Here is a 25,852-nt window from a genome sequence, read left to right as displayed (position 1 = left end):
GCGACGACGCTGACGAAGGGACTCGCATGCAGGAGCTCCGACTCGTCGCGGTGAGTGAGGACGGCACCTACCTCGTGCTGGCGACTGCCGGGCGAGGTACGCGCTTCACGCTTCCCGTGGACGACCGGCTCCGTGCTGCCGTCCGCGGCAACTTCTCCCGTCTCGGCCAGTACGAGATCGAAGTGGAGAGTCCGTTGCGCCCCAAGGAGATCCAGGCCCGCATTCGCGCCGGTGAGACCGCAGAGGAAATCGCGGCGACCGCCGGCATCCCGGTCGAGCGCGTGCGCTGGTTCGAGGGGCCGGTGCTGCAGGAGCGGGAGTACGTCGCTCAACAGGCGCAGCGGGTCGCTGTGCGCATGCCCGGCGAAACCGCGCCGGGTCCGACCCTCGGCGATCTCGTCGCCGAGCGGCTGACCAGACGCGGCGTGCCCACCGACGAGATCGACTGGGACTCCGCCAAGCGCGACGACGGGCTGTGGCGGGTCAAGCTGGGCTACGTGTGGAACGGTCACACGCGGCACGCCGAATGGCTCTTCGACCCGCGCAAGCGGCATGTGACGCCGTACGGCGACGAGGCCATGCGGCTGTCGTCGGCCGACTTCGACCCGGAGCCGCCGGTCGTCGAGGACACGACGGTGACACCGTTCGCGCCGCGCGTGGCCAAGCTGCAGCCGGTGCCGCCGCTCGCCTCCGACGCCGTGCCGTTCCCATCGGCGCGGCGCGAGCCCGAGGAGCCGGCGGTCGGCTACAACCCGCCGCCCAGGTCCTCGGAGACCGGCTACACGCGGGCCTCGGACGGTCCATCCCGCGAGGCCGCTCCCTTCGAGCGCGCCGCTCCGCCCCGCGACGCGGCCCCTCCATCCCCCGAGACCACGCTCCGCCACGAACCGCCGTCTCGAGAGAGCACCCTCCGTGAGGAACCGCCGTCCCGCGACGGCTCCTTCCGGCCTGAGACTCCATCGCGCGACGGCTCCATCCGGCCTGAGACGCCTGCCCGCGAAACCGGTCATGCCCGCCCCGGCGAGACGGTCTCGCGTCGCGGCGGGTCTTCGTCGTGGCTGCCCGACTTCGGCCCCGGCCGTTCGGCCGAGCACGACCCGGCCGAGCACGACGCCGACGCCATCTACGCTCCTGCCGCCCCTGCGGACGTCCGCCCCGCTCCTCAGGCATCCGCCGAGGAGCCGCGCGCCGTCGCCGAGGGGCATACTGCCGCCGGCCAGCACACCTCGCCGCAGGCGCAGGCTCCTGCGGACGCCACCAGCCTGTCGCAGGAGCAGCCTCCCGTGCAGCAAGCGGTGACCGTCCAGGAGCAGCCGGTCACGGCGTCTCAGCCTGCCGCGCAGACCGCCACCGTCGAGTCGGCCTCCGCCTCGGCAGCAGCCGCACAGCCTGCGGCGGTCTCGCAGGCGACACCCGCAGCCGACACGGCCCTCGAGCCCGAGACGACCGGCCGGCCGACGACCGAGGGCCAGCCGACCCTCGACCCGCGCCCGACCGCCGACGGCCAAGCGACCGGCGACGGCAAGTCAGCCACCGACGCTCGGCCGGCCGCCGACGGCATTCCGCCCGCCACGGAAAGCCGGCCGACCACCGAAAGTCAGCCGACCACCCAGAGTCAGCCAGCCACCCAGAGCCGGCCGACGACCGAGAGCCAGCCAGCCACCGCGAGCCAGCCGACCGCCGCGAGCCAGCCAGCCACCCAAAGCCAGCCGACGACCGAGGGGCAGCCGCCCCTCGACCCGCGCCCGACCGCCGACGGCCAAGCTTCCGGCGACGGCAAGTCGGCCACCGAGGGTCAGCCGCTCATCGACGCGCCAGTCGCCGACGACGATCGGCCGGCTCCCGCTGCCGCTGCCGAGGCCGTTCCCGCCGCTCAACCAGCTGCGATGACGCCCTCCGACGTCGCGCCGGCCTCCGAGGCGTCCGCGCCCGCTGAAACCGGCGCCACCGCCCCAGCGGCCACCGCCTCACCCGGCGTGGACGCTGCCGAGCCCGCGGATGCCGCTGCTCCGGCAACGGACGTCACGGCCGAGGACCCAGGCGCTCCCCAGCCCACGGAGGCCGGCGGTTCCAAGGTCGCGGAGGGTGAGCCGAGCGGGTCGAAGCAGGTGGCGAAGGAGACCAAGCCGCCTGCGCCCAAGCCGAAGCCCGGCCCCGCCGCGCCCAAGGTGCCCGCCGCCCGGGCAGGCAAGGACGAGGCCAAGGAGGAGCAGGCCGTGCCGGTGCCCTCCCCGCCGCCTGCGCCCGCCGCCCGGCAGACGCGCAAGGGTTCCCGTGGCCGCCGCGCCTCGGTCCCGACCTGGGACGAGATCATGTTCGGCGCCCGCCGCCAGGACTGACCTCTCCACCGACCCGCCATCGAGGCCTTCCGCCGGGCCATTGGCCTGGCGGTGCCGCGCATACGTTCAGGGCGTGATGCGCGGCGGCGGGTCAGACCAACCCTGTGGGCGGCGTCCGAGGCTTGGCGGAAGACGGGGGCTCTGGGGGTGCCGGGTTCAGGAACGGGGCGAGCCACTCCGGGGTCACCTCGGCGGGAAAGCCCGCCCCCTGTGCCTCCGAGACGTCGAGCGCCTCGTACCCGCCCTTGCCGGCCCCGACGCCGGCGATCAGCGTGAGCACCCCGGCCCGCCGCTGGAACCACGTCTGCCGCAGCCGCCACCCCACCACGGCCCGGCGTTCGACCACGGCCTGGGACCGCCGCAGCGAGCCCGACCGCACCGCCACCCGCACCCCGTCGTAGCCGTGCCCCAGCGACGCGTACCTGTCGAGCCCCAGCGGGATCCCCACCCCGGCCAGCAGCAGCGACAGGACCAGCAGGATCCACCACACCATCATTCCGGTCGCCCACGCCGCCACACCGCTGACCAGCGCGATCATCGCCCACGGGAAGACGGCCCTGAACAGGCGGCGGTTGCGCGCCACCGGCGGATGACGGCGTAGCGCGGCCGTGTAGGGACCGATCGCGTCCCCGGTCACCTGGTGCGCGACCGGGCGTGGCACGTCGGGCAGCAATTGCCCTCGGGTCTCCGAGTCACCGAGCCCCGTCACGATGGCCCACACACGCACGACCCCGGCCCACCGCTCGGCGAGGCCGTCCACGATCTCGTAGCCGCGCACCCGCGCCGACTCCAGCGACACGCTGCGCCGGTTGATCAGCCCGCGTTCCGCCACCAGGTAGCCATCGCGGCGTTTGAGCTCGAAGTTCCAGTTGAAGACCGCGTACATGAGCCCGCCGAGGATGGGCATCGCCATGACAAGCAGCACCGCCGCGACCAGCAGCAGGTAGGGGCGGTCCCAGAGCCATTGGCCCACGTTCCAGGCGGCGTCCCGGCCGAACCCCAGCTCATCACCCCACTGGAACGCCAGCCCCACGGCGCCGCCGGCCAGCGCGAACGGAGTGAGCAGGTATGCGCCGGACAGCGGCCCGTACAGCAGCCACCTGCGCGGTACCCTGACGATCGCCCGCTCCGCGGGCCCGGCCGCCGCGGTCTCGGGCACGGGACCTTCCTGCCGGGCCGCGCGCCGCAGCAGCAGCGCCTTGAGCCGGTCGGCCTCCTGCCGCGTGACCCCGTCGAGCTCGGCTTCCTCGTCACCGCCGCTCGCGCCCGTGTCGATCTTGAGTACGGCCAGGCCGAGCAGGCGGTGCATGGGCGGCGTGGACACGTCGACGCCGCGGATGCGCTCCAGCGGGATGGTACGGACCGAGCGGCTGATCAGCGACCGTTTCGTCTCCAGGCGGTCCCCGGCGATCTCGTAAGTGAAGGTGACCCACCTGACGATCGCGAACACCACGGTGCCGACGATGCCGAGCATGGCCCAGCCGTACGACCTGGCCGAGAAACCACCCACGAACAGCACGCCGAGGAGGGGCAGGAGCAGCGAGGGCAACATGCGGACCGGATCGATGAGCAGCACCTTCGGGCTCAGCCGCAACGGCGCCCGGACGGGGAGCGGAGGAGGCGCCGGCTGCCCGTCGCCTGCCGCCCGCGACGTGTCGCCCGTCCCGTCGCCGGGCGCGGAGTCGCCGCGGGGCGGTCCGGGGTCGGTCATGTGGCGTCGTCCCTGAGCGCCTCGGCGCGGTGTGCCAGCTGCTCGGCCAGGCCCGCCGCCACCTGGTAGTCCAGGCCCTTGATCGTCGATGAGCCGGCATGGGACGCGGTGCGGATCTCCAGCGTGGCCAGTCCGAGCATCCGCTCGAACCACCCTTGCCCCTTGTCGACCGTCTGGATGCGGCTCACGGGCACGAAGACCCACTCCCTGGTCAGGAACCCCGACCTGGCGTAGACGACGTCGCCTGAGAGCTCCCAGCGATGCACGGCGTAGCGGACGAACGGCTCGGCCACCAGGAACGGCAGGGTCACCACGACGACGGCCACAGGCAGCAGCCAGGAGTTCGCGGCGAACCAGTCCGGCACCCACGACCACCCGCTGCCGCCGACCCACCGCGACACCAGAAGCGAGCCGCCCAGGAAGAACACGAAGGCGACCAGCGCCTCGAGCAGCCACAGGCGCACGGCCTTGGGCGAGACGCGGTTCGCCGGATCGCGTAGCGGGCCTGTTGACGTCACAAGGCCAGCTTAGGCCGCGTACCCGCGAAGTGATCGGCCCGCGGGGGGCGGTAAAGATCCGGCGAGCACGGCGGCGTGTCTGCCCGCCGGGGCCCAGGGCCCGGTGCCATGCTCGGTGGCGGCCGGCCGCAGGCTGTCGAGCAAGGCCGCGTCGGCGGCGCCACGTTCGTGCCATCCAGGCCCGGGGCAAGCGCGGGACCGCACCACAGCGCGAGCGCCTCACGTAACGTGGCAGCCGCCGTCCGCAGCTGGCGCACCTGGTTTTTGCCGAGGATCACGACCGAAACGAGTGTCCGTTTTGTCGGGTCGCTGTGCGACATCTCGCCCGCCGTTCCGTCCCGGCGACGCAGCAGGCCAGGAAGGGTCCCCCGGCCCGCCCCGATTCGACTAGACGGGTGGGGCGCAGGACACAGGTGTGGTCAAGCTCACTCTCCAGATGCCTCCATTCTGGCTGATTTCGGATCCTTTACCGAGCACGGACCATCGAGAAACGGTCTGTGCACGGCCGAGATCCGCGTAGCATCGTCCGGCATGGGGCTGTGTAACACGGCATCACGCCTGCGACGCATCGCCGTCAGTGTGACGACGGTGGTCGTGGCGTTCGCGCTGTCAGGTTGCGGCAGTTTCATCGGCAGATCCCAGGCCCAGGAGATCGCGGAGATCAACGTCTCGAGCCCGGAGTTGCGCGACGGCAAGCCGCTGCCGCGTCAATACTCCTGCCGGGGCGGCCAGGTCAGCCCGCCCATGCGCTGGTCGAGCCAGCCGCTGTCCGAGGCCAAGTCCATCGCCATCGTGGTCGACTCGCGAGCGTCGTCGAAGGCGACCGTGAACTGGGTGGTCTACAACATCCCGGCGACCACGACCGAGCTGGGCCCCGGTGCCTCCGAGGACCCCCCGGACGACGGGATCAAGCAGGCGAGGGCGACCAACGGAAAAGTGGGTTATGACCCTCCATGCGACCCGGGAAGCTACCGCTTCACGGTCTACACGTTGAACGGCAAGGTCGACGTCCAGGAGGGCGACCCGCTCCCCACGATCTTGAAGCAGATCGCGGACCAGACCATAGCCCGCGGCCGACTCACAGCCGTTGACATCGAGTGAGAGACCGAACACCGCAGGTAATACGGTGTACCAATTCTTCACGTAGGGTGTGACAACGCTCATAGTGGTCCGACACAATCAGATCCAATTGTTAGGCATTGGTGATCAAAGGGGGCAGGTCGCGTCGATGGCCGCGCGATCTCACCGATGCCAGAGGGAGGCCATGGCTTTGAGGGTGGTGCAATGACTGCGGTTATCGTAAGTTTGGTCGCCGTCGTGCTCCTCGTGCTCGTCGTCGTGGCACTGGGCATGCGTTCGATGAACCGGCGGGAGAGCTCCTTGCCTCCGGAACGGCTGAAGGAGATGGCCGAGAAGGAGGAGAAGACCCACGCGCGCTCGACGGACGAGTTCGCCGCGCACGAGCCGCGGATGAACAATTTCAGTCCTGACTTCAGCCCCATTGATGCGCCCAAAGCGCCGAAACCAGTGCGGACCGGCCAGCGTGGCAGGCGTGGCGTCGACGAGTGGGGCAACCCGACCTCGGACGACGAGGACGAGGAATTTTGGGCCAACATCCGCAGCGACGCGGAGCAGGGCAACTTCGGCGCCGGCGGCACCGTGGCGGCCAGGAAGGCCGCGGCCCGTCCCGACGACCGGCAGCGAGAGCCGCAGCGCGCCGCCGAGCCCCCGAGCCGGCCTGAGCGGCGCAGCGAGCGCAAGGCCGCTCCGCAGCCCGTGGCCGCCGTGGACCCCGACGCGACCACCGTCCAAGCCCCGCTGCCGCAGCGCCAGGTTCCCGCGGCCGCCGCGGCGTCGAACCTCGCCGACCTGGTCGAGCCCGCCAAGCGCGCCACTCCCTCGCAGGCCGACCTGGCCGATCAGCGCACCGTGACCTTCGCGGCCCCGACGGCCGACGTGATGAGCATCCTCGGCGTGGGCGCCCAGCCGGTCGTCCCGGCCTCCCGACCCTCCTCCCCGGCGAACGGCAGCGGGTCCTTCCCGGCCGCGAGCCCGACATCCAGCGGCTCGTTCCCGGCCGCGAGCCGGACATCCAGCGGCTCGTTCCCCGCCGCGGGCCCGACATCCAGCGGCTCGTTCCCGATCGCGCAGCCCACGCCCATCCACGGCGCCCCGACGAGCGACCCGTTCCCCGCCTACAACGGTGCGGCCGACCCGCTCGAGACCACCTGGACCACCCCGCCGACGCCCACCCCATCGGGTTCCTGGCCCGCCAGCCCCTCGCCGGACATCCTGGACGACCCCGCCCCGGCGGCCCCTTCCTACGACTTGGGGACCTCCTGGCCGGCGTTCGAGCAGCCCGCCCGCTCGTCCTACCCCACCTCGTACGAGGTGCGCCCCGGCTGGGCGGTGGCCGACGACTCCGACCCGCTGAGCGGCCCGACCCCCGACACCGGCGCCCCGACCACCCCCCGCAGGGCGGTCTCGGCCAACCACGACGACATGTTGTCGGCCCCGACACCCCCGTCCTCGTACCCTGCGTACGAGACGGGCGACATCACCACCACCCCCGGCGCCGCGTGGCCCGAGCCGCCGGCGCAGAACGGCGCCCAGTCCACCTGGCCGGGATACGGCGGCGGCGACATGTTCGGCAACCAGTCGCAGGCCTCCCACGGCAACGGCAACGGCGGCGGTCACCGGCGCCCCACGGACCCGGACTATCCGCACGACTACTACCGCTGATCATCGGCGCCATGAATACGTAAAACCCATGTGACGCAGCTAAAGCGCGGAGGGTGGAGCGTTAGGGTTTGCTCCATGTTCCGCGACACGAAGAGTAGCTGGCTGGGCACCCTCCGGCATGACGTGCCAGCCTCGCTCGTGGTTTTCCTCGTCGCGGTGCCCCTTTCGCTGGGCATCGCGATGGCCTCGGGGGCGCCGCTCGCCGCCGGGCTGATCGCCGCCGTGGTCGGCGGGATCGTGGCGGGCGCGCTCGGCGGCTCGGCCGTGCAGGTCAGCGGGCCCGCCGCCGGGTTGTCCCTGGTGGTCGTGGATCTGGTGCACACGTACGGGTGGCGGGCCACCTGCATGATCACCTTGCTGGCGGGAGCCGTGCAGCTCGTGCTGGGGGTCTTCAAGGCGGCCAGGGCGGCGCTCGCGGTGTCGCCGGCCGTCATCCACGGCATGCTGGCGGCGGTCGGTGCGATCATCGCGTTGTCCCAGCTCCACGTGGTGCTGGGCGGCAGCTCGCAACGTTCGGCCGTGGCGAATCTGATGGAGCTGCCCGGGCAGATCGCCGACCTGCACGGGCACAAGGTCGCGGTCGGCCTGCTCACGATCACGGTGCTGGCGGCGTGGACGCGGCTGCCCCAGAAGGCCAAGGTGATCCCCGCGCCGCTGGCCGCGTTGCTGGTGGCGGCGGTCACGGCGTGGGCCTTCGGCTGGGACGTCACCCGGGTCGACCTGTCCGACAGCCTCACCGAGTGGGCCTTCCCGGTGCTTCCGCAGGGCGACTGGCACCTGGTCGTGGCGGCGGTGATGCTGGTGGCGCTGCTGGCGGGGTGCGAGTCGCTGCTGTGCTGCGTGGCGGTCGACGGCCTGCACGGCGGCCGCCGCGCGGACCTCGACCAGGAGCTGACCGGCCAGGGTGTGGCCAACATGGTCACCGGCGCGCTGGGCGGCCTGCCGGTCGCCGGAGTGATCGTCCGGAGCACTGCGAACGTGCACGCCGGAGCCCGCACCCGCGGCTCGACGATCCTGCACGGGGTGTGGGTGCTGGTGTTCGCGCTCGGGTTCGGCTGGACGATCACGCTGATCCCGATGGAGGCGCTGGCGGCGCTGCTGGTGTTCATCGGCGTGCAGATGGTGAACCTGGGCCACGTCAAGAAGGTGCACGGCCACGGCGAGGTGCCGGTCTACGTGGTGACGCTGGTCGCCGTGATCCTGCTCGGTCTGGCCGAGGGCGTGCTGGCCGGGCTGGCGCTGGCCGCGCTGCTCGCGCTGCGCCGCCTGACCTGGGTCACCGTGCTGAAGCACGAGGACAGGGACGGCCGGATGCGCGTGACGATCTCCGGGTCGCTGACGTTCCTGGGCGTGCCGCGGCTGACGCACGAGCTCCGGGCGCTGCCCCCGGGCACGCCCGTGGACCTGGACCTGAACATCGACTTCATGGATAACGCCGCCTTCGAGGCCATCCACTCCTGGCGGCTGCACCACGAGCGGATGGGCGGCACGGTCGACATCGACGAGCTGCACGAGGAGTGGTACACGCTGGCGGCCAGTGGGGTGCGCATGTTCCCGGTGAAGTCGCCGCCGGTGGCGCCGGACCGGTGGTGGCTGCCTTGGACGCACCGCCACCGCCGCCTCGGCGGCCGCACCCCGTCGTCCCACGGCGGGGTCGCGCAGGTGGAGTGCCAGCTGACCCGCGGTGCGCGCGAATACCACAGGCGTACGGCGCCGCTGGTGAAGCCCATCTTCACCGAGCTGGCCCGCAAGCAGCAGCCGTCGCATCTGTTCATCACGTGCGCGGACTCCAGGATCGTGCCGAGCCTGATCACCGCCAGCGGGCCCGGCGACCTGTTCACGGTGCGCAACATCGGCAATCTGGTGCCGCGCAGGGGGTCGGAGCCGCACGACGACTCGGTGGTGGCGGCGATCGAGTACGCGACGCAGGTGCTGGGCGTGCACACGATCACGGTGTGCGGCCATTCCGGGTGCGGCGCCATGGCCGGGGTGCTGAGCGCGGGGGTGCAGGCGGGCAGCCTGCCGGGGCTGCGCCGGTGGCTGCGGCACGGCCACCACAGCCTGGCCACGTTCATCGAGACCGAAGGCGATCGGCTGCACAGCGGGGCCCTGGATGTGTTGTGCCGGGTCAACGTGCAGCAGCAGCTGGAGAACCTGCGGACGTACCGGAAGGTGGACGAGCAGGTCAGAGCCGGGAAGCTGCAGCTCGTGGGGTTGTTCTTCGACATCGCGACGGCCAGGGTGCACCTCGTGCCGCCGCTGCGCGCTACGCCCTCGGTGAAGACACATGATCGAAGGGTTCTCGCAGGCGAAGAATGAACCCTTATGAGGGTTCTTGTCATCGGTGGTTCTGGGTTCCTGGGCCGCGCCATCGTGGAGGAGGCGCTGGCCCGGGGGCACGAGGTCACGACATTCAACAGAGGGCGCAGCGGCGTGGACGTGCCCGGGGCCGAAGTGGTGCGCGGCGACCGTGAGACACCGGGCGACCTCGAGCGGCTGGTCGACGGTCGTTCATGGGACTTCGTGGTGGACACGTCCGGTTACGTGCCGCGGGTGGTGGGGGCGTCGGCGCGGGCGCTGTCCGGGCATGCGGGCACGTACGCGTTCGTCTCCACAATCTCCGCGCTCGCCGGTTTCCCCGGCAAGCCTGCGGCGGACGACGCGGAGATCTGGCCGTGCGAGCCCGACGCGGGGCCTGACGACGGCAACTACGGCGTGCTGAAGGCAGGCTGCGAGCGAGCGGTCGAGCAGGGGTTCGACGGCACCGTGCTGATCGTCCAGCCCGGGATCATCCTGGGTCCGCGCGAGGACGTGGCCAGGCTGCCGTGGTGGCTGACCAGGATCGCGCAGGGCGGGCAGGTGCTGGCGCCGGGCGAGCCGGACGCGCCGATGCAGTTCGTGGACGCGCGCGACCTGGGGATCTTCACGCTCGACCAGGCCGAGCGCGGCACGGCCGGCCGGTTCCTGGTGACGGGTCCGGTCGGCCAGACCACGTTCGGGGAGTGGCTGGAGTCGTGCAAGGAGGCGACCGGGTCCGACGCGGAGCTCGTGTGGGTGGACAGCGCCTTCCTGGCCGAGCAGGGCGCGGGGACGTTCGTGGAGCTGCCGCTGTGGGGCGGCCCGCCGTCGGCGGAGCTCGAGACGTTCTGGAGCGTCCCCACGACCAAGGCGCAGGCGGCCGGGCTGCGCATCCGTCCCGTCGCGGAGACCGTACGCGACACGTGGGAATGGTTGCGGGAGATCCCCGAGAAGCGCCGCAATTTCGGCAACAACAGCACGCATGGGATCGCGCCGGAGAAGGAGGCCGCGATTCTCGCCGCGTGGGCGGCCCGTTCTGAGTAGTTCTCCGCAGACCGGAGAGCGTGGCCGGGGTTAGCGTCGGCGGTGCCGGCGAGGTATTCCAGGTGCCCATGGCGCACCTCGCCACACCGGTCCTGACTCCCAGGGGCCGGAGGGGCGGAGGCATCACCTCCGCCCCTCACCACGTCTGCAGGTCCGATCCCCCGGCGGCGAGAAAGGCCGCGAGCGACCCTCTGGCGCAGACCACCCCTCGTCGGGTAGACGATGGGGAGGCGTGACGTACCTACCGGCACCACCACGAAGCACTACAAATCAGGCTTGACATCTGAATTCCGCACCCTCACGCTGTTGCGTATAGCGCTTGACGTTTCTCTTTGCGAAACCGGGGTGTGACTCGATGATTCCAGCGTGCCCTCTGGCGTCACTGCCGCGAGGTGAGGCCTTGCGGGTCGAGGCCGATCCGCCCATCGCGGTGTTCCACACCGAGGACGGCGAGATCTACGCCATCGACGACACCTGCACCCACCAGGACGCCTCGCTGGCCGACGGCTGGCTGGAGGGCTGCGAGATCGAGTGCCCCCTGCACGCCTCACGCTTCGACCTCAGGACCGGCAAGGTGGACGCGCCGCCCGCCAAGCGCCCCGTCCGCACACACCGCGTGGTGGTCGAGGACGACGTCGTCTACGTCGTGCCGTCCGACGCACCGCCCAACCTGCCTCCCGGCGTCGCCCTGAAGGGGCAGGCGTGAGGAGCGTCTGCGTCGTCGGCGCCTCGCTCGCCGGGCTGCTGACCGCCCGCGCGCTGCGCGCCCAGGGCTACGACGGCCGCCTGGTCCTCGTCGGCGAGGAGCTCCACAGGCCCTACGACCGCCCCCCTCTGTCCAAGGACTTCCTCAAGGGCGTCCTGGACGAGGCCGACCTGGCTCTGGAAGCCGACGGCGAGGAGCTGGCGGCCGAGTGGCGGCTCGGTGTGGCCGCCACGGGCCTGGACGCCGCCGCCCGTCGCGTCACGCTGAGCGATGGCACGCACGTCGAGGCGGACGGCATCGTCATCGCCACCGGCGCCTCGGCCCGCCGGCTTCCCGGCACGGAGAGCCTGGCGGGGGTGCACACCCTGCGGACGTTGGACGACGCCCGCGCGCTGCGCCACGACCTGGCGAGCGCCAAGCGGGTCGTCGTCATCGGCGGCGGTTTCATCGGCACCGAGGTCGCCGCGACGGCCTGTGCCCTGGGTCTGGAGGTCACGCTCGTGGAGGCGGGGAAGATCCCGCTGGCCGGCGTGGTCGGAGTCCAGATGGCCGAGGCCATCGCCACTCTCCACGAGCGGCGCGGCGTCCGGCTGCTGCGCGGCGCGAGGGTGACGGCGCTGACGGGCGTGACCCGGGTCGACGGGGTACGACTGGCCGACGGCACCCTGCTGCCCGCGGACGTGGTCGTCGTCGGGATCGGCGCGGTGCCCAACATCGCCTGGCTCGAGAACAGCGGCCTGCGACTGGGCGACGGAGTGATCTGCGACGCGGGTGGCGGCACCCTGGCGCCGGGCATCGTCGCGGTCGGCGACTGCGCGGCCTGGTTCGATCCGGCGCTCGGCAGGCACGAGCGGTGCGAGCACTGGACCGGCGCGCGCCTGCGGGCCGCCGTCGCGGCGGAGACGCTGCTGTCGGGCGGCGCCGCCCGGCCCGCGCGGCCGCGGCCGGCCTACATCTGGTCCGACCAGTTCGATGTGAAGATCCAGTTCGTCGGGCACGCCCGCCACGCCGACACGGTCGTGGTGGAGGAGGGCGACCCGGCCGATCATAGCTTCCTCGCCGTCTACCGGCAGGGCGAGCGGCCGGTGGCCGTGCTGGGTGTCAACCAGGTCCGCCTCTTCTCCCGCTGGCGCCGCCAGTTGGAGACCGCGGTCTGAAACCAGGAGTGAATCAATGGCTCATGAAGTGCGCGGCGTGGTCGCGACGGGCAAGGGCAAGCCGGTCGGCCTGGAGACGATCCTCGTCCCCGACCCCGGACCCGGCGAAGCGCTGGTGAAGGTGCTCGCCTGCGGCGTCTGCCACACGGACCTGCACTACCGCGAGGGCGGCATCAGCGACGACTTCCCGTTCCTGCTCGGCCACGAGGCGTCCGGTGTGGTGGAGTCCGTCGGCGACGGTGTCACCGACGTCGCGCCCGGCGACTTCGTCATCCTCAACTGGCGCGCGGTGTGCGGGTCGTGCCGGTCGTGCCTGCGCGGCCGGCCGCAATACTGCTTCAACACGCACAACGCCACGCAGAAGATGACGCTGGCCGACGGCACCCCGCTGAGCCCGGCGCTCGGCATCGGCGCGTTCGCCGAGAAGACGTTGGTGGCCGCGGGCCAGTGCACCAAGGTCGATCCGGCCGCCTCCCCCGCGGCGGCGGGCCTGCTCGGCTGCGGTGTGATGGCGGGGCTCGGCGCGGCGGTCAACACCGGCGCGGTCAGCCGCGGCGACTCGGTCGCGGTCATCGGCTGCGGCGGCGTCGGCAACGCGGCGATCGCCGGAGCGCGGCTGGTCGGCGCCACCACGATCATCGCGGTGGACGTGGACGGCAGGAAGCTGGAGTGGGCGCGCGGCTTCGGCGCCACGCACACGGTGAACGCCAAGGAGGCCGACCCGGTCGAGGCGATCAGGGAGCTCACCGGCGGGAACGGCGCCGACGTGGTGATCGACGCCGTGGGCCGTCCCGAGACGTTCAAGCAGGCGTTCTACGCGCGCGACCTGGCGGGCACCGCGGTGCTCGTGGGCGTGCCCACTCCGGAGATGACCCTTGAGCTGCCGCTCCTGGACGTGTTCGGCCGTGGCGGCGCGCTCAAGTCGAGCTGGTACGGCGACTGCCTGCCCAGCCGCGACTTCCCCCTGCTGATCTCGCTCTACCTGCAGGGCCGCTTCGACCTGGACGCCTTCGTCACCGAGACCATCGGCCTGGACGGCGTCGAGGAGGCCTTCGCCAAGATGCACCACGGCGACGTGCTGCGCTCGGTGGTGATGCTCTGATGCGCGTCGAGCATCTGGTCACCTCGGGCACGTTCAGCCTGGACGGGGGCATCTGGGAGGTCGACAACAACGTCTGGCTGCTGGGCGACGGCGACCAGGTGCTGGTGATCGACCCCGCCCACGACGCCGCCGCCGTCGCCGAGGCGATCGGCGACCGCCGGGTCGCGGGGATCGTGTGCACGCACGCGCACGACGACCACGTGAACGCCGCACCCGACCTGGCCGCCCGTACCGGCGCGCCCGTCCTGCTGCACCCCGACGACGAGGTGCTGTGGAAGCTGACGCACCCTGCGGCCACGCCGGACCGGGCGCTGGCGGGCGGGCAGATCCTGCGCGTCGGCGGCGCGGCCGTGCACGTGCTGCACACCCCGGGGCACGCCCCCGGCGCGGTCTGCCTCTACGTGCCCGAGCTGGGGGTGCTGTTCTCCGGGGATACCCTCTTCCACGGCGGCCCCGGCGCCACCGGGAGGTCGTACAGCGACTTCCCGACGATCATCAAGTCGATCAGCACGACGCTCCTCACCCTGCCCGGCGAGACGGTGGTGCACACCGGGCACGGCGACGACACCACCATCGGAGCCGAGGCTCCGCAACTCGAGGACTGGATCCGCCGAGGACACTGACCCGGCCCACCCCACAGGAGTACTCCCGTGACCACGTCAAGCGTGATCCCCACCCTCCCCGGCCGCTACTACGTCGACCCCGAGATCTTCGCCCTTGAGCAGAAGAACATCTTCGAGTCGATGTGGTTCTGCGTGGTGCGCTCGTCTGATCTGGGCAAGCCGGGAGCCTTCAAGACCGTGCAGGTCGGCACCGAGAGCATCCTCGTCACCAGGGCGAGGAACGGGTCGGTGCGCGCGTTCTACAACGTCTGCCGCCATCGCGGCGCCACCATCCGCACCGAGGAGTCCGGCGAGGTCAAGCGGGCGTTCCAGTGTCCCTACCACGCGTGGACGTACGACCTGGACGGCAAGCTCATCGCCGCGCCCAACCTGACCAAGATGGCCGACCTGGACCGGGTCGAGTACGGCCTGGTCAAGGTGCACGTGCGGGAGTGGCTCGGCTACGTGTGGGTCTGCCTGGCCGACGACCCGCCCTCCTTCGAGGACGACGTGCTGGGCGCGGTCACCGAGCGCCTCGGCGCGCTCGAGCTGATCGACAACTACGACGTGCCGAACCTCGAGGTCGGACGGCGCATCGTGTACGACGTCCAGGCCAACTGGAAGCTCATCATCGAGAACTTCATGGAGTGCTACCACTGCGCGACCATCCACCCTGAGCTGACCGAGGTGCTGCCCGAGTTCGCCGACGGCTACGCGGCGCAATACTTCGTCGGCCACGGCGCCGAGTTCGGCGAGGAGGTCAAGGGCTTCACCATCGACGGGTCCGCCGGCCTCGACCGCATCCCCGGGGTGAACGACGACCAGGACAGGCGCTACTACGCGATCACCATCAAGCCGCAGGTCTTCGTGAACCTGGTGCCCGACCACGTGATCCTGCACCGGATGTTCCCCATGGCCGCCGACCGCACCGTGGTCGAGTGCGACTGGCTCTACCTGCCCGGCGTGGTGGCGAGCGGCAAGGACCTGGACAAGTCGGTCGAGCTCTTCCACCGGGTCAACGAGCAGGACTTCGAGGCGTGCGAGCGCACCCAGCCGCGTATGAGCTCGCGCACCTACGCCAAGGGCGGCGTGCTGGTGCCGAGCGAGCACCACATCGGCGCCTTCCATGAGTGGGTCCAGGAACGGATCGGCTGAGCGATGGCGGACGAGGACGAGGGACTTCAGGTCGGCCCGCCCAAGGACTGGGCGGGCGGGCTGCCCGCGGTGGGACACGCCATGCGGATGGCGTACGAGCAGATGGGCGCCCGCCGCACCGTCCTCACCCTGCTGCGGGTCAACCAGAAGAGCGGATTCGACTGCCCGGGCTGCGCCTGGCCGGAGGGCGAGCACCGCAGCCCGGCGGAGTTCTGTGAGAACGGCGCCAAGGCGGTCGCCGAGGAGGCCACGACGCGGCGGCTGAGCGCCGGCTTCTTCGCCGACCACCCGGTCGGCGAGCTGGCGACGATGAGCGACTACTGGCTGGGCCAGCAGGGCAGGCTCACCGAGCCGATGTACAAGGACGCGGGCTCGGACCGCTATCGGCCGATCGGCTGGGCGGAGGCGTTCCGGATCGTCGCCGAGGAGCTACGCGCCCTCGACGGCCCTGAGGAGGCCGTGTTCTACACCTCCGGCCGTACCTCCAACGAGGCGGCCTTCGCCTACCAGCTGCTCGTGCGCCGCTTCGGCACCAACAACCTGCCCGACTGCTCCAACATGTGCCACGAGTCCAGCGGCTCGGCGCTCACCGAGACACTGGGCATCGGCAAGGGCACCGTCACGCTGGAGGATCTGCATCGCGCTGAGCTGATCTTCGTCGTGGGGCAGAACCCCGGCACCAACCACCCGCGCATGCTGAGCGCTCTGGAGCGGGCCAAGCGCAGCGGGGCGCGGATCATCGCGGTCAACCCGCTGCCGGAGGCCGGGCTGCTGCGGTTCAAGAACCCGCAGCGGCCCTCGGGGCTGGCCTCGGGCACCGCGCTCGCCGACCGCTTCCTGCAGATCCGCCTCAACGGCGACATGGCGCTCTTCCAGGCGCTGTCGCTGCTGCTGCTCGACTCGGCCGACAGGGAGTTCATCGAGGAGCACACGCACGGCTTCGCGGAGTGGGAGCGGCACCTGGCCGCCCTCGACTGGGCGGACGTGCTGGAGGCGACCGGGCTGTCCAGGGCCGAACTGGAGGAGACCGCCGGGGAGGTCCGCGGCGCGCGCTCGGTCGTCGTGTGCTGGGCCATGGGCCTGACCCAGCACCGCAACTCCGTGGCGACGATCAGGGAGGTGGTCAACTTCCTGCTGCTGCGCGGCAACGTCGGCCGGCCGGGGGCGGGCGTCTGCCCGGTGCGCGGCCACTCCAACGTGCAGGGCGACCGCACCATGGGGATCTACGAGAAGCCGCCTGCGGAGTTCCTGGACGCGCTGGAGGCGGAGTTCGGCTTCGCCCCGCCGCGCCGGCACGGGCTGGACACCGTGGAGGCCATCCGCGCGATGCGCGACGGCGCGGTCAAGGTGTTCTTCGGGATGGGCGGCAACTTCGTCAGGGCGACGCCCGACAGCGAGGTCACCGAGGCGGCGCTGCGCCGTACCCGGCTGACCGTGCAGGTGTCCACCAAGCTCAACCGCTCGCACGCCGTGTGCGGCGAGCGGGCGCTGATCCTGCCCGCGCTGGGCCGCACCGAGCGCGATGCCGCCGGATTCGTGACGGTGGAGGACTCGATGGGCCTGGTCCACGCCTCGAGGGGCAGGCTCGGGCCCGCCGCGCCCGGCCTGCTGTCGGAGACGGCCATCGTGTGCGGGCTGGCCCGCGAGCTGTTCGGCGCCGACCCGCACGTGCCGTGGGCCGAGTTCGCCCGCGACTACGGCGCGGTCAGGGACCGCATCGCCCGGGTGATCCCCGGGTTCGCGGACTTCAACGCGCGGGCCGAGGCCGGCTTCGCGCTGCCCAACGCCCCCAGGGACGAACGCCGCTTCCCCACCGCGACCGGCAGGGCGAACTTCACCGTCAACCGGCTGGAGGTGCTGCGGGTGCCGCCGGGACGGCTGCTGCTGCAGACGGTCCGCAGCCACGACCAGTACAACACCACGATCTACGGCCTGGACGACCGCTACCGCGGGGTCAAGGCAGGCCGCCGCGTGCTCTTCGTGCACCCCGACGACCTGGCGGAGCGCGACCTGGCCGACGGCGACGTGGTGGACCTGATCAGCGAGTGGCCGGACGGCGAGCGCAAGGCGAAGGGCTTCAGGGTGATCGCCTATCCGACGGCGCGCGGCTGCTGCGCGGCCTACTTCCCCGAGACCAACGTGCTGGTGCCGCTGGACTCGGTGGCCGAGACGTCCAATACCCCGACGTCGAAGAGCGTGGTGGTGCGGCTGGCGCGGGCTAGCCCGCGTAGCCGAGCCGCCCGCTGATCTCGTCGGCCCCCCCGATGAGGACGGAGGCGAGCTCGTGCATGCGCTCGGCGGGGAAGCGGTAAGCGGGGCCGGAGGCGCTGACCGCGGCCACGACGTCCCCGTGGTAGGAGCGGATGGGCGCGGCTATGGTGTTGAGCCCGTCCTCCAGCTCCTCCAGACAGTAGGCGTAGCCCGTCTTCCTGATCTCGGCGAGCTGCTTCTCCAGCTCGGCCACGTCGGTGATGGTCCGGCCGGTCAGGGCCTCCAGCGGCCCCTCGGACAGCAGCTTCGCCCGCTGCCTGTCGTCCAGGTGAGCCAGGAGCACCTTGCCGCTGGAGGTCGCGTGGAGGGGGGTGAGCTGGCCGACCCAGTTGTAGGCGGTGACGGCGGACGGCCCGCGCACCTGGTCCAGGTTGACCGCGTAGGAGGAGCGGAGGACGGCGATGTTCACGGTCTCACCGATCTCCTCGGCCAGCCGCTGGCAGACGGGATGGCTGCGCCGGCCGAGGTCCATCTGCGTGTTGACGCCGCCGGCCAGGCGGATGATGCCGAAACCGAGGCGGTATTTGCCCCGGTCCTCGGCCTGCTCGACCAGTCCGCGCGCCTCCAGGGCGCCGAGCAGCCGGAACGCGGTCGACTTGTGCACGTCGATCTCGGCAGCGACCTCGCTCACGCCGGCCTCGCCCCGGCGGGAGAGGATCTCGAGCACGCTGATCGCCCGATCGACCGACTGCACGCCCCCACTACCCGAGTCGTTGCTCATAGCGAAACTGTAAGTGCTGTGAGGAACTCACGCGAGCTGAAGTGCGGAAAAGATCTCCTGTTGCGAGTAGTGCAACGAAATGCACATAACGCTACGATTCGCGGAAATGCGCGAGAGACGAGGCACCATGACGTCACAGCAGTACGACTTCGTCATCGTCGGAGGCGGCTCGGCCGGCTGCGCCCTGGCCAACCGGCTCTCCGCGGACCCTGCCACCCGCGTGCTGGTGCTGGAGGCGGGCCGGCCCGACTACCCCTGGGACGTCTTCATCCACATGCCGGCGGCGCTCCCCTTCCCGATCGGCAACCGCTTCTACGACTGGCGATACGAGTCCGAGCCTGAGCCGCATATGGGGGGCCGGCGGATCTACCACGCGCGCGGGAAGGTGCTGGGCGGTTCGAGCAGCATCAATGGCATGATCTTCCAGCGCGGCAACCCGCTCGACTACGAGCGCTGGGGCGCCGATCCCGGGATGAAGACCTGGGACTACGCGCACTGCCTGCCCTACTTCAAGCGCATGGAGAACTGCCTGGCCGACCCCGGCACCCCCTGGCGCGGCCACGAGGGCCCGCTGGCGCTGGAGCGGGGGCCGGCGAGCACGCCGCTCTACCCGGCCTTCTTCGAGGCCGTGCAGCAGGCCGGCTACCCGCTCACCGACGACGTCAACGGCTACCGCCAGGAGGGCTTCGCCCGCTTCGACCGCAACATCCGGCGGGGCCGCAGGCTCAGCGCGGCCAGGGCGTACCTGCACCCGGTCATGAAGCGGCCGAACCTCACCGTGAAAACGCGGGCGTTCGTGACGCGGATCCTCTTCGAGGGCAAGCGGGCCGTCGGCGTCGAGTACGACGGCGGGACGGTGCGCGCGGGAGAGGTCATCCTGTGCGGCGGCGCGATCAACTCGCCGCAACTCCTCCAGCTGTCCGGGGTCGGCAACGCCGACGAGCTGCGCGCCCTCGGCGTCGACGTCGTGCACCACCTGCCGGGCGTGGGCGAGAACCTGCAGGACCATCTGGAGGTCTACATCCAGCACGGGTGCGGCGAGCCCGTCTCGATGCAGCCGAACCTGCAGAAGTGGCGCCACCCCTGGATCGGCGCCCAGTGGCTGTTCCTGCGCAGGGGGCCGGGCGCGACCAACCACTTCGAGGCCGGCGGCTTCGTGCGCAGCAACGACGACGTCGACTACCCGAACCTCATGTTCCACTTCCTGCCGATCGCGGTGCGCTACGACGGCTCCGCGCCCTCGGGCGGGCACGGCTACCAGGTGCACGTCGGCCCCATGTACTCCGACGCCCGCGGCTCGGTGAAGATCAAGAGCGGCGACCCGCGGCAGCATCCCGCCCTGCGCTTCAACTACCTGTCCACCGAGCAGGACCGGCGCGAATGGGTGGAGGCCATCAGGGTGGCCCGCGGCATCCTCGGCCAGCCCGCGCTGCAGGAGTACAGCACCGGCGAGCTGTCACCGGGGCCCTCCGTCGAGACCGACGAGGAGATCCTGGACTGGGTGGCCAAGGACGGCGAGACGGCGCTGCACCCCTCCTGCACGGCCCGGATGGGTGTGGACGAGATGTCCGTGCTCGACCCCGAGAGCATGCGGGTGCACGGCGTGGACGGGCTACGGGTGGTGGACGCCTCGGCCATGCCGTACGTGACGAACGGCAACATCTACGCGCCGGTCATGATGCTGGCGGAGAAGGCGGCCGACCTGATCCTCGGCAACACCCCGCTGCCGCCGGAGCCGGCCGAGTTCTACCGGCACCGCTCCTAGACGACGACAGAGGCGGTGGGGGATCCCCACCGCCTCACGTCCGGCGAGGTCAGCGGAAGACGACCGTGCGGTCGCCGTTGAGCAGCACCCGCTGCTCGCTGTGCCACTTCACCGCCCTGGCGAGCACCTGGGCCTCGACGTCCCGGCCGACGGCGACCAGGTCGTCGGGGTCCAGCTCGTGGTCCACCCTGGCGACGTCCTGCTCGATGATCGGCCCCTCGTCCAGGTCCGCCGTCACGTAGTGCGCGGTCGCCCCGATGAGCTTCACGCCGCGCTCGTGCGCCTGGTGGTACGGCTTGGCGCCCTTGAACCCCGGCAGGAAGGAGTGGTGGATGTTGATCGCCCGCCCCTCCAGCCGCTTGCACAGGTCGTCCGACAGGATCTGCATGTAGCGGGCGAGCACCACCAGGTCCGCCTCGTACTCGGCGACCAGCTCCAGCACCCTGGCCTCCGCCTCCGGCCTGCCCTCCGACGTCACCGGGACGTGGTGGAAGGGCACGCCGTAGGAGGCGGCCAGCGGCTCGAGGTCCGGGTGGTTGGAGACCACCGCGGGGATCTCGATGTTGAGGCCGCCGACCTGGCGGCGGAAGAGCAGGTCGTTCATGCAGTGACCGAACTTCGACACCATGATCAGCGTACGGGTCGGGGTGGCCGCGTCCTTGAGCTGCCAGGTCATCTGGCAGGACGCCGCGACGTAGGCGAAGCCCTCGCGCAGCTCGTCCAGGGTGTCCTGGGAGGTGAAGTGCACGCGCATGAAGAAGCCGCCGCCCTTGCGGTCGTTGAACTGCTTGCTCTGCAGCATGTTCCCGCCGTGCTGGATGAGGAAGCTGCTCACGGCGTAGACGATGCCCGGCTTGTCGGCGCAGGAGACGGTGAGGATGAACTCGCGCCCAGGAGCCATCGCTCCTCCTTGTGTTGCGTATTACGCAAATGAGTTAGTTATACGCAACAGCGTGAACGCAGACCAGCACGTCCGTCAAGAGGTGAAATGTCGTCCAACGCCGGGCAAAACCCATCACAACGCATAGTTTCGGCCAGTGATTCCCTCAAGGCCTTGACGAACCCCCAGCGGCCGGTCAATCCTGTTCCCCATTAAGCACAAGCTTGCGCCATGCGCAACGATCAGGGATGTGCCCGATGACCGACCTCTACATCGGTGGAACGTGGACGAGGCCGATCGCCAGTGGCCTGCGGCACATCCACTCGCCCGCCGACGGCGGACTGGTGGCCACGGTGGCGGAGGCCACGGCGGCCGACACCGGGCGGGCGATCGAGGCCGCCCGGCACGCCTTCGACGCGGGCCCCTGGCCGCAGACCCCCGCCCGCGAGCGGGGCGCACTCCTGAACAGGGTAGCTGACCTGCTAGAACGCGACCGCGACAGCTTCGCGAAGGCCGAGTCAGGCGACACCGGCAAGCGGCTCGTGGAGAGCGAGTACGACGTCGACGACTCCATCGCCTCCCTGCGTTACTTCGCCGGGGTGGCGGGCACCGACGCCGGGCGGGTGGTCGACACCGGCCGGGACGACGCCATCAGCCGCATCGTCCACGAACCCGTCGGCGTCTGCGCCCTGATCACGCCGTGGAACTATCCGCTGCTGCAGGCGACGTGGAAGGTCGCCCCCGCGCTCGCCGCCGGCAACACCTTCGTGCTGAAGCCCAGCGAGCTCACGCCCAGCACCTCGATCCTGCTGATGCGCGCGCTGGAGGAGGCGGGCCTGCCGGCGGGCGTGGCCAACCTGGTGCTCGGCGCGGGCCCCGAGGCGGGCGCGCCGCTGGCCGAGCACCCGGCCGTGGACCTGGTGTCGTTCACCGGCGGCGTGGCCACGGGACGCCGGATCATGGCGGCCGCCGCGGCCACCGTCAAGCGCGTGGCGCTCGAGCTGGGCGGCAAGAACCCCAACATCGTCTTCGCCGACGCCGACCTCGAGACCGCGATCGACTTCGCGCTCACCGCGGTGTTCCTGCACTCTGGCCAGGTCTGCTCGGCCGGCGCCCGCCTCCTCGTCGAGGACCGTCTGCACGACGCCTTCGTGGACGAGGTCGTGCGGCGGGCGGAGCTGATCCGCCTGGGCGGCCCCTTCGACCCGGACGCGCACACCGGCCCGCTGATCTCCGCCGCGCACCTCGCCAAGGTCGAGGAGTACGTGGCGGCGGGCCTGGCCGAAGGCGCGGTCCTGCGCTGCGGCGGCCGCCGCGAGGAGGGCCCCGGCTTCTTCTACCGCCCCACCGTGCTCGACGAGTGCAAGCAGGGCATGCGCGTGGTGCGCGAGGAGTCCTTCGGCCCGGTGCTCACGGTGGAGCGCTTCACCACCGAGGACGAGGCCGTGCGCCTCGCCAACGACACCGAGTACGGCCTGGCCGGCGCCGTCTGGACCCAGGACGCCGGCAAGGCGCAGCGGGTCGCGGGCCGGCTGCGGCACGGCACGGTGTGGATCAACGACTACCACCCCTACGTGCCGCAGGCCGAGTGGGGTGGCTTCAAGCAGTCAGGCATCGGCCGTGAGCTCGGGCCCACCGGTCTCGACGAGTACCGCGAGATCAAGCATGTCTGGCAGAACATCCGCCCACGCCCCCAGCGGTGGTTCCCAGCGAACTGACGCCTGACGACCAAGAGGTGGTCATGACCGTACCGTCACTGACCGAACGCACGCCGCTCGGCACCGAGACACCCCCCATCCTCGAGGTGAAGGGGCTCTGGAAGGTGTTCGGGCCCAAGGCCGACCGCGTCGTCGGCAGCACGCTCAGCCGCACGGAACTGAAGGAACAGACCGGCTGCGTCGCCGCCGTCCGCGACGTGTCCTTCTCGGTACGCCGGGGCGAGGTGTTCGTGGTCATGGGCCTGTCCGGCTCGGGCAAGTCCACCTTGGTCCGCTGCCTCACCAGGCTGATCGAGCCCACGGCCGGCGAGATCCTGCTCGACGGCGAGGACGTCCGCAAGGCCGACGAGAAACGGCTGCGGGAGCTGCGCAGGCACCGCATGGCCATGGTCTTCCAGCACTTCGGGCTGCTGCCGCACAGGTGCGTGCTGGACAACGTCGTCTTCGGGTTGGAGATCCGCGGCGTGCCCAAACAGGACCGCTACGTCAGGGCCCGCGAGGTCGTCGGGCTGGTCGGCCTGACCGGCTTCGAGAACTCCTATCCCGACCAGCTCTCCGGAGGCATGCAGCAGCGCGTCGGCCTGGCCCGCGCGCTGGCCGCCGATCCCGAGGTGCTGCTGTTCGACGAGCCGTTCTCCGCGCTCGACCCGCTGATCAGGCGCGAGATGCAGAACGAGGTCATCCGCCTGCACCACGAGGTCGGCAAGACCATGGTCTTCATCACCCACGACCTGAGCGAGGCGCTCAAGCTGGGCGACCGCATCCTCATCATGCGCGACGGCGAGCTGGTCCAGATGGGCACGCCCGACGAGGTCGTGGGCGCGCCGGCCGACGACTACGTACGGGACTTCGTCAGCGACGTGCCGCGCTCCCACGTGCTGACGCTGCGCTGGATCATGCGCGAGCCACTGCCCGGCGAGCCCCTGGACGGCCCCGAGCTGGGCCCCGACGTGGTCATCCGGGACGCGGTGCACAGCGTGATGTCGGCCGACCGGCCGGTCCGCGTGACCAGGGACGGCGCCCTGCTGGGCGTGGTCACCAACGCCGAGATCCTCGAGGTCATCGCGGAAGGGCAGTCCTGATGGCTCCGGTGACGGCCGCGGTCACGGCGGTGGCCACGCGGCTACGCGGCCGCAGGCTCCTGATCGTGGCGGTGCTGGCGGTCTGGGTGCTGGGGTGGGCGCTGCTGAACGGGCGCGACACGCTGGCACTCGGCGGGGCCGAGCTGACGCCGCTGCACACCTCGTTCAGCGAGGGCATGGACGCCATCGACGACAGCAGGAACAGCAACCCGTTCTTCCTCTACTTCATCAACTACATCCGGCTCTTCCTGGACGAGGCCGTGACGTTCGTCCAGGCCATGATCAGCCAGCCGTCCTTCGGCCGCCCGGTCCCGGTGCTGGGCTGGCTGGGCGTGACGGCCCTGGCGACCGCCGTCGCGTTCCTGTACGGCAACAGGAAGTCGGCGCTGCTCGCGGCGGCGGGCCTGATCTCCTTCGGGCTGCTCGGGCTGTGGCAGGAGAGCATGGACACGCTCGCCCTCACGCTCACCGCGGTGGTGCTGTCGCTGGCCGTGGGCATCCCGCTCGGGGTGCTGGCGGGGATGAGCGACCGCTTCCACCGGCTGGTCACCCCGGTGCTGGACTTCATGCAGACGATGCCGACGTTCGTCTACCTGGCGCCGCTCACGCTCTTCTTCCTCATCGGGCCGGCCAGCGCGACGGTCGCCACGATGATCTACGCGATCCCGCCGGCCATCCGCATCACCGCGCACGGCATCCGCCAGGTCTCGCCGGACACCCTCGAAGCCGGCGCCTCGCTGGGCGCCACCACCGCTCAGTCGCTGCGGCACGTGCGGCTGCCGATGGCCAAGCAGACGATCATCGTCGGCGTGAACCAGACCATCATGGCCGCCCTGTCCATGGCCACCATCGCGGCCCTCATCGACGCGCCGGGCCTGGGCAAGACGGTGTTGAAGGCGCTGCAGACCCTGGATGTGGGCACCGCGTTCAACGCGGGCCTGGCCATCGTCATCATGGCGGTGGTGCTGGACCGGGTGACCTCGGCGGCCAGCCGCCGGGTCGAGGCCGAGCGCAGGGCCGGCCGGCTGCTCACTCCCGGACGGCGGCGGCTGCAGGTGGCGGGCGTGCTCGGCGTCGCGGCGGTGCTGGGCTACCTGTCGTACACCTACGTGTGGGCGGCGGAGTTCCCCGCGCAGGCCAACCTCGGCCCCATCGTGCGCCGCGCCGCCGACGCGGCGAGCGTCTGGGTACAGGACAGCCTGGTCGGCTTCACCAACGCGATCAAGAACCTGCTCACCAACGGGCTGCTCAACCCGTTCGAGTCGCTGCTGACCGGGTCTCCGTGGTGGCTGGTCTTCGCCGTGGCCGTGGCCGTGGCGCTGCTGGTGGGCAACGCGCGCGCGGCCCTCGCGACCGCGGTCGGCCTGGCGCTGCTGGTCCTGCTCGGGCTCTGGCAGGACAGCATGGTCACGCTGGCCTCCACCCTGGTCGCGACGATCCTCGTCATGATGCTCGGCGTGGTGGTGGGCGTGTGGATGGGCCGCAGCGACCGGGCCGACACCGTGCTCCGCCCCGTGCTCGACGCCGGGCAGACCATGCCCGCCTTCGTCTATCTGGTGCCGATCCTCGGCCTGTTCGGCCCGACGCGGTTCACCGCGATCATCGCGGCCGTGGTCTTCGCGGCGCCGGTCGCGATCAAGCTGGTCGCCGAGGGCATCAGGCGGGTCTCCCCCACCACGGTCGAGGCGGCCACCTCGGTGGGGGCGAACGCCTGGCAGCTCATCGCCAAGGTCCAGCTCCCGATGGCCCGCAGCGGCGTGACGCTCGCGGCGAGCCAGGGACTCATCTACGTGCTCTCGATGGTCGTCGTGGGCGGCCTCGTGGGAGCGGGAGCGCTCGGCTACGACGTCGTGGCCGGGTTCTCGCAGCACCAGCTCCGGGGGAAGGGGCTGGCCGCCGGGCTCGCGATCGTCGTGCTCGGCATCGTGCTCGACCGCGTCATGCGCGCCGCCACGCAGCGCGCCGACGCGGCCGCTCACGGGGGGCAACCGCACCACTAGCCAGATGACGGGCCCCTCGGCCCGGGAACCACTAGGAGGAC

19 protein-coding genes are annotated in these 25,852 nt (G+C 71.2%); 15 read left to right on the top strand and 4 right to left on the bottom strand.

The window, feature by feature from the left end; genetic code table 11:
- Positions 1-26: 26 nt before the first annotated feature.
- The gene (gene sepH, locus Q9G87_RS42875; RefSeq protein WP_305922362.1) at positions 27-2,339 is read left to right on the top strand and encodes a septation protein SepH; all 2,313 of its coding nucleotides are present in this window, start codon (positions 27-29) and stop codon (positions 2,337-2,339) included.
- A gap of 91 nt (positions 2,340-2,430) precedes the next feature.
- On the opposite strand, the gene Q9G87_RS42870 is transcribed toward sepH, so the two are convergent.
- Together Q9G87_RS42870 and Q9G87_RS42865 are read right to left on the bottom strand one after the other, a co-directional pair.
- The gene (locus tag Q9G87_RS42870) at positions 2,431-4,050 is read right to left on the bottom strand and encodes a PH domain-containing protein (protein WP_305922361.1); all 1,620 of its coding nucleotides are present in this window, start codon (positions 4,048-4,050) and stop codon (positions 2,431-2,433) included.
- Positions 4,047-4,568: a PH domain-containing protein gene (locus tag Q9G87_RS42865; RefSeq protein ID WP_305922360.1), complete on the bottom strand. Its 522-nt coding sequence runs from the start codon at positions 4,566-4,568 to the stop codon at positions 4,047-4,049. Before Q9G87_RS42865 ends, Q9G87_RS42870 begins: the two co-directional genes overlap by 4 nt.
- 531 nt (positions 4,569-5,099) lie before the next feature.
- On the opposite strand from Q9G87_RS42865, the gene Q9G87_RS42860 reads away from it, so the two are divergent.
- From Q9G87_RS42860 to Q9G87_RS42815, 10 genes are all read left to right on the top strand, one after another.
- Positions 5,100-5,669 carry a YbhB/YbcL family Raf kinase inhibitor-like protein gene (locus Q9G87_RS42860; RefSeq protein WP_305922359.1) on the top strand — a complete coding sequence of 190 codons (570 nt, stop codon included), beginning with the start codon at positions 5,100-5,102 and terminating at the stop codon, positions 5,667-5,669.
- 183 nt (positions 5,670-5,852) lie between these two features.
- The gene (locus tag Q9G87_RS42855; RefSeq protein WP_305922358.1) at positions 5,853-7,310 is read left to right on the top strand and encodes a hypothetical protein; all 1,458 of its coding nucleotides are present in this window, start codon (positions 5,853-5,855) and stop codon (positions 7,308-7,310) included.
- A gap of 75 nt (positions 7,311-7,385) precedes the next feature.
- Positions 7,386-9,629 (top strand): bifunctional SulP family inorganic anion transporter/carbonic anhydrase, encoded by a 2,244-nt coding sequence (locus Q9G87_RS42850; RefSeq protein WP_305922357.1) that lies wholly within the window; start codon positions 7,386-7,388, stop codon positions 9,627-9,629.
- A gap of 6 nt (positions 9,630-9,635) precedes the next feature.
- Positions 9,636-10,652, top strand: a complete 1,017-nt coding sequence (locus Q9G87_RS42845) for an NAD-dependent epimerase/dehydratase family protein (RefSeq protein ID WP_305922356.1) — start codon at positions 9,636-9,638, stop codon at positions 10,650-10,652.
- Positions 10,653-11,007: 355 nt separating this feature from the next.
- Positions 11,008-11,358 carry a bifunctional 3-phenylpropionate/cinnamic acid dioxygenase ferredoxin subunit gene (locus Q9G87_RS42840; RefSeq protein WP_305922355.1) on the top strand — a complete coding sequence of 117 codons (351 nt, stop codon included), beginning with the start codon at positions 11,008-11,010 and terminating at the stop codon, positions 11,356-11,358.
- Positions 11,355-12,515 carry an NAD(P)/FAD-dependent oxidoreductase gene (locus Q9G87_RS42835; protein WP_305922354.1) on the top strand — a complete coding sequence of 387 codons (1,161 nt, stop codon included), beginning with the start codon at positions 11,355-11,357 and terminating at the stop codon, positions 12,513-12,515. Before Q9G87_RS42840 ends, Q9G87_RS42835 begins: the two co-directional genes overlap by 4 nt.
- Before the next feature lie 16 nt (positions 12,516-12,531).
- Complete coding sequence (locus tag Q9G87_RS42830) at positions 12,532-13,617, top strand: S-(hydroxymethyl)mycothiol dehydrogenase (RefSeq protein WP_305922353.1); 1,086 nt, start codon at positions 12,532-12,534, stop codon at positions 13,615-13,617.
- The gene (locus Q9G87_RS42825; protein WP_305922352.1) at positions 13,617-14,240 is read left to right on the top strand and encodes an MBL fold metallo-hydrolase; all 624 of its coding nucleotides are present in this window, start codon (positions 13,617-13,619) and stop codon (positions 14,238-14,240) included. The genes Q9G87_RS42830 and Q9G87_RS42825 overlap by 1 nt, the downstream gene beginning before the upstream one ends.
- 27 nt (positions 14,241-14,267) lie before the next feature.
- Positions 14,268-15,374, top strand: coding sequence for an aromatic ring-hydroxylating oxygenase subunit alpha (locus tag Q9G87_RS42820; protein ID WP_305922351.1), 1,107 nt, complete (start codon positions 14,268-14,270; stop codon positions 15,372-15,374).
- A gap of 3 nt (positions 15,375-15,377) precedes the next feature.
- A complete protein-coding gene (locus tag Q9G87_RS42815; protein WP_305922350.1) occupies positions 15,378-17,621 on the top strand; it encodes an FdhF/YdeP family oxidoreductase in 2,244 nt (747 codons plus the stop codon).
- Here Q9G87_RS42815 and Q9G87_RS42810 read toward each other — a convergent pair.
- Positions 17,593-18,366, bottom strand: a complete 774-nt coding sequence (locus Q9G87_RS42810) for an IclR family transcriptional regulator (RefSeq protein WP_305922349.1) — start codon at positions 18,364-18,366, stop codon at positions 17,593-17,595. The two genes, Q9G87_RS42815 and Q9G87_RS42810, sit on opposite strands and share 29 nt — an antisense overlap.
- A gap of 106 nt (positions 18,367-18,472) precedes the next feature.
- Here Q9G87_RS42810 and betA point away from each other — a divergent pair, with 106 nt between their 5' ends.
- On the top strand, positions 18,473-20,131 hold the full coding sequence (gene betA / locus Q9G87_RS42805) for a choline dehydrogenase (RefSeq protein ID WP_305922348.1): 1,659 nt from the start codon (positions 18,473-18,475) through the stop codon (positions 20,129-20,131).
- A gap of 49 nt (positions 20,132-20,180) precedes the next feature.
- Here betA and purU read toward each other — a convergent pair whose 3' ends face one another.
- Entirely contained in the window at positions 20,181-21,032 is an 852-nt protein-coding gene (gene purU / locus Q9G87_RS42800; protein ID WP_305922347.1) for a formyltetrahydrofolate deformylase, read from the bottom strand.
- Positions 21,033-21,268: 236 nt separating this feature from the next.
- Here purU and Q9G87_RS42795 point away from each other — a divergent pair, with 236 nt between their 5' ends.
- Genes Q9G87_RS42795 through Q9G87_RS42785 form a run of 3 tightly spaced genes read left to right on the top strand, consistent with a single transcriptional unit; the run spans position 21,269 to position 25,811 of the window.
- Positions 21,269-22,729 (top strand): aldehyde dehydrogenase family protein, encoded by a 1,461-nt coding sequence (locus Q9G87_RS42795; RefSeq protein ID WP_305922346.1) that lies wholly within the window; start codon positions 21,269-21,271, stop codon positions 22,727-22,729.
- Positions 22,730-22,752: 23 nt separating this feature from the next.
- Positions 22,753-23,811: a quaternary amine ABC transporter ATP-binding protein gene (locus Q9G87_RS42790; RefSeq protein WP_305922345.1), complete on the top strand. Its 1,059-nt coding sequence runs from the start codon at positions 22,753-22,755 to the stop codon at positions 23,809-23,811.
- Positions 23,811-25,811, top strand: coding sequence for an ABC transporter permease subunit (locus Q9G87_RS42785; RefSeq protein WP_305922344.1), 2,001 nt, complete (start codon positions 23,811-23,813; stop codon positions 25,809-25,811). Before Q9G87_RS42790 ends, Q9G87_RS42785 begins: the two co-directional genes overlap by 1 nt.
- Positions 25,812-25,852 lie beyond the last annotated feature (41 nt).

The organism is Nonomuraea turcica (assembly GCF_030718205.1).
Classification (GTDB): domain Bacteria; phylum Actinomycetota; class Actinomycetes; order Streptosporangiales; family Streptosporangiaceae; genus Nonomuraea.
The sequence above is the reverse complement of the archived record's forward strand: the minus strand, read 5'-3'. Positions and strand labels throughout refer to the sequence as shown.